The organism is Rhodoferax sp. LS1P39, assembly GCF_056521425.1.
This window is the reverse complement of the sequence record NZ_JBWMAV010000002.1, coordinates 153364-165811: the sequence shown is the minus strand read 5'-3', so window position 1 is coordinate 165811 and position 12448 is coordinate 153364. Positions and strand designations below refer to the sequence as shown.

Annotated in this window: 8 protein-coding genes; 5 read left to right on the top strand and 3 right to left on the bottom strand. The window is 65.0% G+C overall.

Annotated features, from left to right (window positions below; genetic code table 11):
- Positions 1 to 34: 34 nt before the first annotated feature.
- Together dapA and AC097O_RS04100 are read right to left on the bottom strand one after the other, a co-directional pair.
- A complete protein-coding gene (dapA, locus tag AC097O_RS04105; RefSeq protein WP_479591611.1) occupies positions 35 to 916 on the bottom strand; it encodes a 4-hydroxy-tetrahydrodipicolinate synthase in 882 nt (293 codons plus the stop codon).
- Between the two features lie 258 nt (positions 917 to 1174).
- Positions 1175 to 2398, bottom strand: coding sequence for an MFS transporter (locus AC097O_RS04100; protein WP_479591610.1), 1224 nt, complete (start codon positions 2396 to 2398; stop codon positions 1175 to 1177).
- A 76-nt stretch (positions 2399 to 2474) separates the two neighbouring features.
- On the opposite strand from AC097O_RS04100, the gene AC097O_RS04095 reads away from it, so the two are divergent.
- The 4 genes from AC097O_RS04095 (at position 2475) to AC097O_RS04080 (ending at position 9629) form a co-directional block, all read left to right on the top strand.
- Positions 2475 to 4460: a DNA topoisomerase IV subunit B gene (locus AC097O_RS04095; protein ID WP_479591609.1), complete on the top strand. Its 1986-nt coding sequence runs from the start codon at positions 2475 to 2477 to the stop codon at positions 4458 to 4460.
- A 7-nt stretch (positions 4461 to 4467) separates the two neighbouring features.
- Positions 4468 to 5262, top strand: a complete 795-nt coding sequence (locus tag AC097O_RS04090; RefSeq protein WP_479591608.1) for a lytic transglycosylase domain-containing protein — start codon at positions 4468 to 4470, stop codon at positions 5260 to 5262.
- 66 nt (positions 5263 to 5328) lie between these two features.
- Positions 5329 to 7716, top strand: coding sequence for a DNA topoisomerase IV subunit A (gene parC, locus AC097O_RS04085; RefSeq protein WP_479591607.1), 2388 nt, complete (start codon positions 5329 to 5331; stop codon positions 7714 to 7716).
- A gap of 89 nt (positions 7717 to 7805) precedes the next feature.
- The gene (locus AC097O_RS04080; protein ID WP_479591606.1) at positions 7806 to 9629 is read left to right on the top strand and encodes a methyl-accepting chemotaxis protein; all 1824 of its coding nucleotides are present in this window, start codon (positions 7806 to 7808) and stop codon (positions 9627 to 9629) included.
- Between the two features lie 28 nt (positions 9630 to 9657).
- Here AC097O_RS04080 and AC097O_RS04075 read toward each other — a convergent pair whose 3' ends face one another.
- A complete protein-coding gene (locus AC097O_RS04075; protein WP_479591605.1) occupies positions 9658 to 10725 on the bottom strand; it encodes an ABC transporter ATP-binding protein in 1068 nt (355 codons plus the stop codon).
- A 78-nt stretch (positions 10726 to 10803) separates the two neighbouring features.
- Here AC097O_RS04075 and AC097O_RS04070 point away from each other — a divergent pair, with 78 nt between their 5' ends.
- Positions 10804 to 12432 (top strand): ABC transporter permease, encoded by a 1629-nt coding sequence (locus AC097O_RS04070; protein ID WP_479591604.1) that lies wholly within the window; start codon positions 10804 to 10806, stop codon positions 12430 to 12432.
- Positions 12433 to 12448 lie beyond the last annotated feature (16 nt).

Below are 12448 nucleotides of genomic sequence, written 5' to 3'. Positions count from 1 at the left end.
GTTCACGTAGCGTTCCTAAAAGGGTTCAGTTCAGTTAAAGCAGACCGCCGCTGCGCAGCGCGTCTTTCACGGTGGTGTGGAAAGAGGCCGACAAGGGTGTCATGGGCAGGCGCAGCGTGGGCCCGCACAGGCCCAGCTCGGCCATGGCCCACTTCACCGGGATGGGGTTGGCTTCGACAAACAGGTTTTTGTGCACCGGCATGAGCAGGCGCTGGATTTCCATGGCGCGGCGGGTGTCACCGGCCATGGCGGCCACGCACAGCTCGTGCATCAAACGCGGGGCCACGTTGGCCGTCACGCTGATGTTGCCCTGGCCGCCGCACAGCATCAGGGCCACGGCGGTCGGGTCGTCGCCCGAGTACACGGCAAAGCCCTTGGGCACGTCACGGATCAGCCACTGGGCGCGTTCGATGTTGCCGGTGGCTTCCTTGATGCCCACAATGCCGGGCACCTGGGCCAGGCGCAGCACGGTGTCGTGCAGCATATCGGCCACCGAGCGGCCGGGCACGTTGTACAGCACCATGGGCAGGTCCACTGCTTCGGCGATGGCCTTGAAGTGCTGGTATTGGCCTTCTTGGGTGGGCTTGTTGTAGTAGGGCACGACCTGCAGATGGCAGTCGGCTCCCACCTTCTTGGCAAAGCGGGTGAGCTCGATGGCCTCGGAGGTGGAATTGGCGCCGCACCCCGCCATGATGGGCACCCGGCCTTTGGCCTGCTCGACCGACACGCGGATGATCTCGCAGTGCTCTTCCACGGTGACGGTGGGCGATTCGCCGGTGGTGCCGACCACGCCAATGCAGTCCGTTCCCTCGGCAATATGCCAGTCGATCAAGGTGCGCAGGGTGGGGTAGTCCACGCTGCCGTCTTCAAGCATCGGGGTCACCAGGGCCACGATGCTGCCAGTAATGGGTGTCATATCCGCAGTCTCAAACGGGAAAATCGCCATTCTAACGAGGGCGTGTAAGGCGAATTTGCCGCCAGAAAAAACGCTTTGCTATTGATTTTGTAGCTGCTTGCGCTACAGCAATAAGCACGAGGTGCCTATTTCATTCAGAAACAGGCCCAGAGCTGGTCGGCCAGGGACACCAGGAACTCGGGCCGGGTGTACAGCGCAAACACCCCGGCCAGCGCCGCCAGGGCTAGGGTCCACCACAGCAGGGGTTTGGCCATGGCCTCAGGCCCCCTGCGGCAGGCTGCCCGCACGGCGGATGGGAGCTTCTTTGACCGGCAAATTCACCAGCCCGGCAAACACGCCCAGGGCGATGGCGATGTACCAGACCATGTCGTAGTTGCCGTTGCGGTCGTACAAGAAGCCGCCCAGCCACACGCCCATGAAGGAGCCGATCTGGTGGCTTAAAAACACAAAGCCGCTGAGCATCGACATGTGCTGGATGCCAAAAATCTGCGCCAGCGCCGCGTTGGTCGGCGGCACGGTCGACAGCCACAGCACGCCCATCACGGCAGCAAAAATGTAGACGCTGGTGGGCGACAGCGGGGCCAGCAAGAAGATGCTGATGGTTACCGCCCGCGCAAAGTAAATGAACGACAAAATGGTCTTCTTCTGCATGTGCTGCCCCAGCGTGCCCGCCGCGTAGGTGCCAAACACGTTGAACAGACCGATCAGCGCCAGCGCGTAGCTGGCCACCTGGGGCGACAAGCCCTTGTCGCGCAGATAGCTGGGCATGTGCACGCCAATGAACACCACCTGGAAGCCGCAGACGAAATAGCCCGCCATCAGCAGCTGGAAGCTGGGGTACTTGAAGGCCTCCTTGAGCGCCTCGCCAATCGTCTGGTCGCGTTTAACCGCCTGGGCACCGCCAAAACCCGGCTCACGCAGGCCCCAGGCCAGCGGCATGATCAGCAAGGCTGCGCCGCCCAGCACCACCAGCGCCTGTTGCCAGCCCAGGTGGCTGATCAGCAGTCCCTCGGTGGGCACCATCAGAAACTGCCCGAACGAGCCCGCTGCCGCGGCGATGCCCATGGCCCAGGAGCGCTTATCCGCCGCCACATTGCGCCCGATCACCCCGTACACCACGGCATAGGTGGTGCCCGCCTGCGCCATGCCCAGCAGCACGCCCGCGCTCAGCGTGAACAGCAGCGGCGTGGGCGCATGCGCCATACCCACCAGGCCCAGCGCGTACAGCAGCGACCCTGCCAGCATCACCTTGAAAGCGCCCAGCTTGTCGGCCAGCATGCCCGCAAACACGCCGCTGACACCCCAGGTCAGGTTCTGGATGGCTATGGCGAAGGCAAAGGTTTCGCGGGTCCAGCCCTGGGCCTGGGTGATGGGCTGCAACCATAGGCCGAAGCCGTGGCGTATGCCCATGGACAGGGTGACGATGGCACCGCCGCAGATCAGGAGTTGGGTAAGTGAAAGAGAGGGTTTCTGTGCGTTCATGGCTTGACTGTATCCAGTTTGGTGCAAACCTTGCGCGTAACTGTGGTTGCATCCAGTGCTCTACAATCCGAAAAATATGGCCACCCAAAATCCCGCATCCCCCGCTACCCCTGCCTATTCCGAAAGCTCGATCCGCGTCCTCAAGGGCCTGGAGCCCGTCAAGCAGCGCCCGGGCATGTACACCCGCACCGACAACCCCCTGCATGTGATCCAGGAAGTGCTGGACAACGCCGCCGACGAGGCGCTGGCAGGCCACGGCAAAAAGATCCGTGTGACGCTGTTTGCCGACGGCTCGATCGGCATCGAAGACGATGGCCGGGGCATTCCGTTCGGCATGCACCCGGAAGAAAACGCCCCGGTGATCGAGCTGGTGTTCACCCGCCTGCACGCGGGCGGCAAGTTCGACAAGGGCAAAGGCGGGGCTTATAGCTTCTCGGGCGGCCTGCACGGCGTGGGGGTCAGCGTGACCAATGCGCTGGCGCTGCGTCTGGAGGCCACCTCGTACCGCGAAGGTTCGGTAGCCAATCTGGTGTTTTCTGCGGGCGACGTGGTCCAGCCCCTGCAAATCCGCAAGGCCGAGGCGGGCGACCGCAAGGCGGGCACCAGCGTGCGCGTCTGGCCCGACCCCAAGTACTTCGAGTCCCCGGTCCTGCCCATGGCCGAGCTGACCCATTTGCTGCGCAGCAAAGCCGTGCTCATGCCCGGTGTCACGGTCACGCTGACCATCGAGAAAACCAAGGACGTGCAGACCTGGGCCTACAAAGGCGGCCTGCGCGACTATCTGACGCAAACCCTGAACGGCGAGCCGGTGATCCCGCTGTTTGAAGGCGAAGGCTTTGCCGACAGCGGCCACGAGACCTTTGCCGAAGGCGAGGGCGCGCAGTGGTGCGTGGCCTTTACCGAAGACGGCGCGCCCATGCGCGAAAGCTACGTCAACCTGATCCCTACCAGCGTAGGCGGCACCCACGAATCCGGCCTGCGCGACGGTCTGTTCACGGCGGTGAAAAGCTTCATCGAGCTGCATTCCCTGCTGCCCAAGGGCGTGAAGCTGCTGCCCGAAGACGTGTTTGCGCGCGCCAGCTTTGTGCTCAGCGCCAAGGTGCTGGACCCGCAGTTCCAGGGCCAGATCAAGGAGCGGCTGAACTCGCGCGACGCGGTGCGCCTGGTGTCCAGCTTTGTGCGGCCCACGCTGGAGCTGTGGCTGAACCAGCACGTGGACTACGGCAAAAAGCTGGCCGAGCTGGCCATCAAGGCCGCCCAGTACCGCCAGAAAGCCGGGCAAAAGGTCGAAAAGCGCAAAGGCTCGGGCGTGGCCGTGCTGCCCGGCAAGCTGACCGATTGCGAAAGCAAGGACTTGGCGCAAAACGAGGTGTTTCTGGTCGAGGGCGACTCCGCCGGTGGCAGCGCCAAGATGGGCCGCGACAAGGAAAGCCAGGCTATCCTGCCCCTGCGCGGCAAGGTGCTCAATACCTGGGAGGTGGAGCGCGACCGGTTGTTTGCCAACACCGAAATCCACGACATCTCGGTAGCCATCGGCGTAGACCCGCACGGCCCCAACGACTCGCCTGATTTAAGCGGCCTGCGCTACGGCAAGATTTGCATCCTCAGCGACGCGGATGTGGACGGCTCGCACATCCAGGTGCTGCTGCTGACCCTGTTCTTCCGCCACTTCCCCAAGCTGATCGAAACCGGCCACGTGTTTGTGGCCCGCCCGCCGCTGTACCGGGTGGATGCGCCTGCCCGTGGCAAAAAACCGGCCAGCAAAGCCTACGCGCTGGACGAAGGCGAGCTGGGGGCCATTTTGGACAAGCTGCGCAAGGAAAACGTGCGCGAAGGGGCCTGGAGCATCAGCCGTTTCAAGGGCCTGGGCGAGATGAATGCCGAGCAGTTATGGGACACCACCCTCAACCCCGACACCCGTCGCCTCTTGCCGGTACAGTTGGGCAGTGTTAACTTCGCCCAGACCGAGAACCTGATCACCAAGCTCATGGGCAAGGGCGAAGCCGCTTCCCGCCGTGAACTCATGGAACTGCACGGCGACACCGTCGAGCTGGACGTGTAACTAACTTATGAACAAAAAAGGCCTCTGCCGCTCACTCTGTATAGGTTTCCTGCTCTCAATAGTGCAGCATATCGCCCTGGCCGACGTATGGGGCTATATCGACCCGCAAGGCATGGCGCACTTTGCCACCGAGCGCACGGACGACCGCTACGAGCTGTTCTACAAGGGCGATGAAAGCTTCGACACCACCCTGGGGTTGAAGGCGGCCAGTACCGACCGGCCGGTGGATGTGCCGACCGCGCCGCCCAAGCTGCTGGCTTTTTTTGATATTTCGCCCAGCTATAAGCTCGTCAAACACCATCTGCGCGAGGCCTCCACCAAGCTCAGCGTCGATTACGAGCTGCTGCAGGCCTTGATCGTGGCCGAGTCGGGCTTCAACAGCACCGCGGTGTCGCCCAAGGGCGCTGTCGGCCTGATGCAGATCATGCCGGCAACGGCAGAGCGTTACGGGCTGGTGGGCGATACCAAGCTCAGCATAGAACAAAAGCTGTTTGACCCCAAAACCAATATCCGCATCGGTACGCGCTACCTCAGCGACCTGATCCGCATGTTTCCTGGCCAGTTGGAGCTGGCCGTGGCCTCGTACAACGCAGGCGAGGGTGCAGTGCAAAGGGCGGGCAACCGCATTCCCAATTACAAGGAAACCCAGGCCTACGTGAAAACCGTGCTCCAGCTCTACAACGGCCTCAAGCCGCCTGCCTCCTTGGCCGAGCAGCGTCGCCTGCCGTCGCGCATCCGCATGGAGTTGTCGGGCGGTGCCGCAGGCCGGGGCAATCTGCCACCGGTGGCCGTGCTGCCCTGAGGTTTTTCGTTTTAGCGGCTTTTTTGCGGCGATGTTTGCCGCTGTCTTTCTTTTTCTCTACCTCCCATGACCGACCAACCCGAACTGGACCTGCCAGAAGACCCGCCCGTGCCCGAACCCGTCATTGACGACGACGGCCTGAGCCTGGCCAGCTACGCGCAGCGTGCCTACCTGGAATACGCGCTGAGCGTGGTCAAGGGCCGCGCCATTCCCGACGTGACCGACGGCCAGAAGCCGGTGCAGCGGCGCATTTTGTATTCCATGTCGCGCATGGGCCTGGGCTTTGGCGGGGCCAATGGCGCCACCGGGGCCAAGCCGGTCAAGTGCGCCCGCGTGGTCGGCGACGTGCTGGGCCGCTTCCACCCGCACGGCGATCAGGCCGCCTATGACGCGCTGGTGCGCATGGCGCAGGACTTCAGCCAGCGCTACCCGCTGATTGACGGCCAGGGCAACTTCGGCAGCCGCGACGGCGACGGCGCTGCGGCCATGCGCTACACCGAGGCCCGCCTGGCCCGCATCACCAGCCTGCTGCTGGACGAGATCGACGAAGGCACGGTGGACTTTGTGCCCAACTACGACGGCTCCACCCAGGAGCCGCAGCAACTGCCCGCGCGCCTGCCGTTCAATTTGCTCAACGGTGCCAGCGGCATCGCCGTGGGCCTGGCCACCGAAATCCCCAGCCACAACCTGCGCGAGATTGCCGATGCCTGCGTGGCCCTGGTCAAGAACCCGCAGCTCAGCGAGGAAGAACTTTTCACCCTGGTGCCCGGCCCGGACTACCCCGGCGGCGGCCAGATCATCAGCAGCGCTGCCGACATTGCCGATGCCTACCGCACCGGACGCGGCTCGCTCAAGGTGCGCGCGCGCTGGAAGATCGAAGAGCTGGCACGTGGCCAGTGGCAACTGGTGGTGAACGAGCTGCCGCCGGGCGTGAGCACCCAGCGCGTGCTGGAAGAGATCGAAGAGCTCACCAACCCGCGCATCAAGGCCGGTAAAAAGGCCCTGAGCCTGGAGCAAACGCAGCTCAAAGCTTCGGTACTGTCGGTGCTGGACGTGGTGCGCGACGAATCCAACAAAGATGCCGCCGTGCGCCTGGTGTTCGAGCCCAAGACCAGCCGTATCGAACAGCAGGAGTTGATCACCGCGCTGCTGGCCCACACCAGCCTGGAAACCTCGTCGCCCATCAACCTGACCATGATCGGGCTGGACGGGCGGCCCATGCAGAAGTCGCTGCGCCAGATGCTGCAGGAGTGGATAGCCTTTCGCCAGACCACGCTGCAGCGCCGCAGCCAGTACCGGCTGGACAAGGTGCTGGAGCGCATCCACATCCTGGAGGGGCGGCAGATTGTGCTGCTCAATATCGACGAAGTGATCGCCATCATCCGCCAGGCCGACGAGCCCAAGGCGGCGCTGATTGCGCGCTTCAACTTGAGCGACCGCCAGGCCGAAGACATCCTGGAAATCCGCCTGCGCCAACTGGCCCGGCTGGAAGCCATCAAGATCGAGCAGGAGCTGAAAACCCTGCGCGAAGAGCAGGCCAAGCTGGAAGAGCTGCTGGCCAACCCCACCGTGCTGCGCCGTTTGATGGTCAAGGAGATCGAAGCCGACGCGAAGATTTTTGCCGACCCGCGCCGCACCCTGATCCAGGCCGAAAAGCGCGCCGTGGTCGAAGTCAAGGTGGTCGATGAGCCTGTGACCGTGGTGGTTTCGCAAAAAGGCTGGGTCCGGGCCCAAAAGGGCTGGGCTAAGGAAGGTGGGGCCGAGTACAGCTTCAAATCCGGCGACGCGCTGTACGGCACCTTTGAATGCCGCACGGTCGATACCCTGCTGGTGTTTGGCACGGCCAAGGACAAAAACGGCCGGGTCTACACCGTGCCCGTGGCCTCGTTGCCCGGCGCGCGCGGCGACGGCCAGCCGGTGACCACGCTGATCGAGCTGGAAAGTGGCACCCAGGTGGCGCACTACTTTGCCGGGCCGGGCAGCGCCACGCTGCTGCTGTCCAGCTCGGGCGGCTACGGCTTTTTGGCTACCGTGGACGACATGCAGGCGCGCAACAAGAGCGGCAAGGCCTTCATCACCCTGGGCGAGGGCGAAACGGTGAACCCGCCATCCCACGCCAGCGGCTCCAGTGGCAGCCAGCCGGTGGTGCCCGCCACCCACGTGGCCTGCGCGTCCACCGGCGGGCGGATTCTGACCTTCGAGATCACCGAGCTGAAGCTGCAGCCCAAGGGTGGGCGTGGCCTGATGCTGATTGCGCTGGAAGATGCCGACGCCCTGGCCGGTGCCGCCGCCTACACTCGCAGCATCCGCATCGACGGCATGGGGCGCGGTGCCAAGCCCCGCTCCGAGACGCTGGAAATCCGCAGCTTGAACAACGCGCGGGCGGTGCGCGGGCGCAAGGGCAAGCTGGCCGACCTGGGCTTCAAGCCCAGCAGCGTAGTGCGGGTTGAATAAGCGCTTCTAAGGGTGTTCAGGCTATTTCCTGGGGGGTGAATATGTCACAATTTGTGAGGCAGACAAATCTCGCATAACAAGGAAATACCATGAACTTCAGCAACCTGCGCGTAGCGGCAAAACTCTGGCTGGCCGTGGGAGCCATCGTGGTCGCAATGCTGGTGGTGGCCGGGGTGGCCGGCTACCGTTCCATGGCATTGCAGGCCCAGACCCAGGCCGCCCAGCGTGCCATGGACCAGCGTGTGATCCAGTCCACCCGCTGGGCGGGCCTGACCAGCCTGAACGCGGTGCGCGCAGAGGCCTCCTTGCTGAGCTCGGATCCCGCCGTGGCGGCGGCCTTCAAAGAGCCCACCACCGCCACCAGCGCCCAGATTACCGAGATCCAGAAGAGCATTTCCGCCATGGATTTGAGCCCCTCGGACAAGGCCCAGCTCGACACCATTGCCGCGGCGCGGACCAAGGTGCTCGACAGCCGTGCCCGCGCCCAGCAGCTGAAAAAAGACGGTAAAGCCGAGGAGGCGCTGGCGCTGCTGCAAGGCGAGGTCAGGGCTGCAGTCAACGCCTACCTGGGTGAACAACGCAAGTTTGTCGAAATGCAGGAGGCGGCGCTGCTGCAATCCGAGGCCGATTCGAATGCCGAGCGAGGGCTGCTGTATGAAATTATCGGCGGGTTCCTGGCTGTGCTGGTACTGGGCCTGCTGGCAGGGGCCTTCTGGCTGATCCGCAGCATCCAGCAACCTTTGGGTCTGGCCAACCAGGCAGCCGCCCGCATCGCCGAGGGCGACCTCAGCATGTCACTGGATTCGGCGCGCAAGGACGAGTTCGGCGATTTGCTGCGCTCGTTGAGCGCGATGAGCCTGTCGCTGGGCCGCATGGTCCACCAGGTGCGCCAAAGCACCGACAGCATTGCCACGGCCAGCTCCGAAATCGCCAGCGGCAACAACGACCTGGCGGCCCGCACCGAGCAAACCGCCAGCAACCTGCAGCAAACCGCGGCCTCCATGGACCACCTGACCCAGACCGTGCGCCAGAGCGCCGACAACGCCAACCAGGCCAGCTCGCTGGCGGCCAACGCGTCCAGCGTGGCGCAAAAAGGCGGCGAAGTGGTCAAGCAGGTGGTGGTCACGATGGAAGAGATCAACGCCAGCAGCAAGAAGATTTCCGACATCATTGGCGTGATCGACGGCATTGCCTTCCAGACCAACATCCTGGCGCTGAACGCCGCCGTGGAAGCGGCCCGTGCGGGTGAGCAAGGCCGGGGTTTTGCCGTGGTGGCCAGCGAAGTGCGCAGCCTGGCGCAGCGCAGCGCCCAGGCGGCCAAGGAGATCAAGGGCCTGATCGGCACCTCGGTAGAAAAGGTCGAGTCTGGCGCGCGGCTGGTGGCCGAAGCGGGCAGCACCATGAGCGACATCGTGCAGTCGGTGAAGCGCGTGACCGATATCGTCGGCGAGATCACCGCTGCGGCCACCGAGCAAAGCACCGGCATCAACGAGATCAACCGCGCGGTGGTGAACCTGGACCAGATGACCCAGCAGAACTCGGCCCTGGTCGAGGAAAGCGCCGCTGCTGCCACCAGCATGCGCGAGCAGGCCGACCAGCTGGCCACAGCGGTGGCGGTGTTCAAGGTGAACCAGTCGCTGCATGGCGGCGTGTCTCCCAGAGCGGCACCTGCTGCGGCCTACAAGGCAAGTCCGGCACCGGCGCGGCAGACCCCTGCGCCCAAGCTGGCGGCCCGGCCCACGGCCGCGAAACTTCCAACCCCGGCGGTGACCAAGCCCCGTGCCGTGGCCGCACCGGCACGCCCTGTCGCCCGTGCCGCCACGCCAACGCAGGCACCCCGCAGTCTGGCCGCGCCCAAGGCCAAGCCTGCCGCCCCCGCTGCCGGTGGCGAGGGTGATTGGGAAAGCTTCTAAACCAGCTTTATCGCTGCTGCCCGGAGGGCTATCGGAAGACCACCACGTGGTCTACCTCGGCGCGGATGCCAATCCATTCGCCCAGTGCGTGGTCGTGGTGGCTGGGCACGTGGGCCAGCACGGTTTCGCCACTGGCCAGTTGCAGGGTGTACAAAAAGGTATTGCCCCGAAACGCCTTGCGCAGCACCTGCGCCTGCACACTGGCTGCGTCGTCGTGCACGATGTCGTCGGCCCGCAGCAGCACCTCCACCGGGCCTAACGGCAGATCCGCCAGCAGGGAAGGGCGGATGTCGTGCAGCGGCCCCAGCGGCGTGTTGACCTGTTTGTGGCTGCCGGTGGCATCGGTGTACAGGCTGACCTGGGCTTGGGCAAACACGCCGTGGCCAATGAAGTCGGCCACAAAACGCGTGGCAGGCCGGTGGTACAGGGTGTAGGCATCGGCCCATTGGTGTAGCCGCCCGTCCTGGACCACGCCGATGTGGTCACCGATCGCAAAGGCTTCCAGCTGGTCGTGTGTGACCAGCAGGGCCGTAGCGCCTGCCGCCTTCAAAATGCCGCGCACCTCGTGTGCCAGGCGCTCGCGCAGGTCTACGTCCAGGTTGGAAAATGGCTCGTCCAACAGCAGCAACTGCGGCCGGGGGGCCAGCGCCCGCGCCAGGGCCACGCGCTGCTGCTGGCCACCCGACAGCGCATGCGGCATGTGGCGGCGCAAGCCCTCCAGCCCCACCAACTCCAGCACTTCGGCGACCCGCGCCCGCCGCTCGGGCGTGGGCCAGTGGTGGATGCCAAAGGCCACGTTGCGCCCCACGTCCAGGTGCGGAAACAGCGCGTAGTCCTGGAACACCATGCCCATGCGCCGCTGCTCGGGGGGTACGGCCTGGCCGGGTGCGCTGACGGTCTGCCCAGCCAGGGCAATGTGGCCCGCGCTGACGGGCTCCAGCCCGGCCACGGCCCGCAACAGCGTGGTTTTGCCGCAGCCCGATGGGCCGATCAAGACGCCAATGTCCCCAGCAGGCAGGCCGAAGGTGACGCCGTTGACGGCAGGCTGGGGGCGGCCCGGGTAGGTGACGCTGAGGTTTTGGAGGTCGAGGAACATGTTCGGATTCTAGATATTTACAATTCTCATTTGCACTGGCGTAGCGCCTCTCCTCAGGTGCCACTACAACCGATACCCATGCCTTTTTTTCAACGCCTTGTGCAATTCCCCTTACTGCTGCTGGCCGCTCTGGTGCTGCTGCCGGTTTTGGCCGTATGGGCGGCGCTGCTGCAATGGAATGCCGCCAGTGCCCAGATCCTGCAGGAGATGGTGGCCACGGTGCTGCCCGAATACGCCCTGACGTCGGTGCTGCTGTGCGTCTGCGTGGCGCTGGGCGTGGCGCTGGTGGGTTCAGTCACGGCCTGCGCGGTGAGTCTGTTTGATTTTCCGGGTCGGCGCACGCTGGAATGGGCGCTGCTGCTGCCCCTGGCCATGCCGGCCTATGTGGTGGCCTATGCCTATACCGACTTTTTGCAGTACAGCGGCCCGGCCCAGACGGCACTGCGGGCCATTACGGGCTGGCAGGGCCGCATGCTGCCCGAGGTGCGCAGCCTGGGCGGCGCGGTGTTGGTGTTTGTGGTCACGCTCTACCCGTATGTGTACCTGCTGGTGCGGGCGGCGCTGGCCGAGCGGGCTGCGCACTTGATGGAGGCCGCCCGCATGCTGGGTGCGCCGCTGGGCCGCCGCGTGCGCAGCGTGGCTTTGCCGCTGGCGCGTCCGGCAGTGGCGGCCGGGGTGGCGCTGGCGCTGATGGAGACGCTGGCCGACTTTGGCGTGTCCAGCTACTTCGGCATCCAGACCTTCACCGCGGGCATCTACAAGGCTTGGCTGTCCATGGACAACCCGGTGGCGGCGGCGCAACTGGCCTGCGCGCTGTTGACCGTGGTGGCCGTGCTGTTGGCGCTGGAGCGGCGGGCCCAGCAGCGCATGCGATTCAGTGCGGCCAAGGGCAGCCGCGCGGGCAGTGCCGAGGCACGGCGTGTGGTGTTGGTGGGCTGGCAGCGGGTGCAGGCGCAGGCGCTGTGCAGCCTGCCGGTGCTGCTGGGCTTTGTGCTGCCAGTGCTGTTCATGCTGCGCCCGCTCTACCAGGGCTGGCAGTCCGAGGACGCGCCGCTTCCCTGGGCGCGTTTTGGCCATTGGGCCTGGAACAGCCTGCAACTGGGCGGTATGGCCGCTGTGCTGGCCGTGGGGCTGGCGCTGCTGCTGGCGTTTGCGTCGCGCCCGGCCTCGGCCCGGATGGCACGCGGTGTGTTGCAGGTGGCCAGCCTGGGCTATGCGATTCCGGGGGCGGTGGTGGTGGTGGGGCTGCTGCTGCCGGTGGGCTGGCTGCAGGCGGCGCAGCCGGGCTGGGGCGTGGGTTATGTGCTGACGTCTACCGTACTGGGGGTGCTGTGGGCGTACTTGGTGCGGTTTTGCGCGGTGGCCCTGCAAAGCGTGCAAAGCGGCTACAGCCGGATTCCGCTCAGTTTTGACGAATCTGCGCGCATGCTGAATGTGACCGGCTGGGGTCTGCTGCGGCGGGTGCACTGGCCCTTGCTGCGCCGCTCCACCGGGGTGGCGGCCTTGCTGGTGTTTGTGGATGTGATGAAGGAGCTGCCCGCCACTCTGGTGCTGCGGCCATTCAACCATGACACGCTGGCGGTGATGGCCTACCAGTTGGCCCGCGACGAGCGCCTGGGGGAGGCGGCGTTGCCCTGCCTGGCCCTGGTCGCGGTGGGACTGCTGCCGGTGCTGCTGCTGAGCCGCTCCCTGAACCGTTCGGCATAAAAAAACCGCTGGGCTA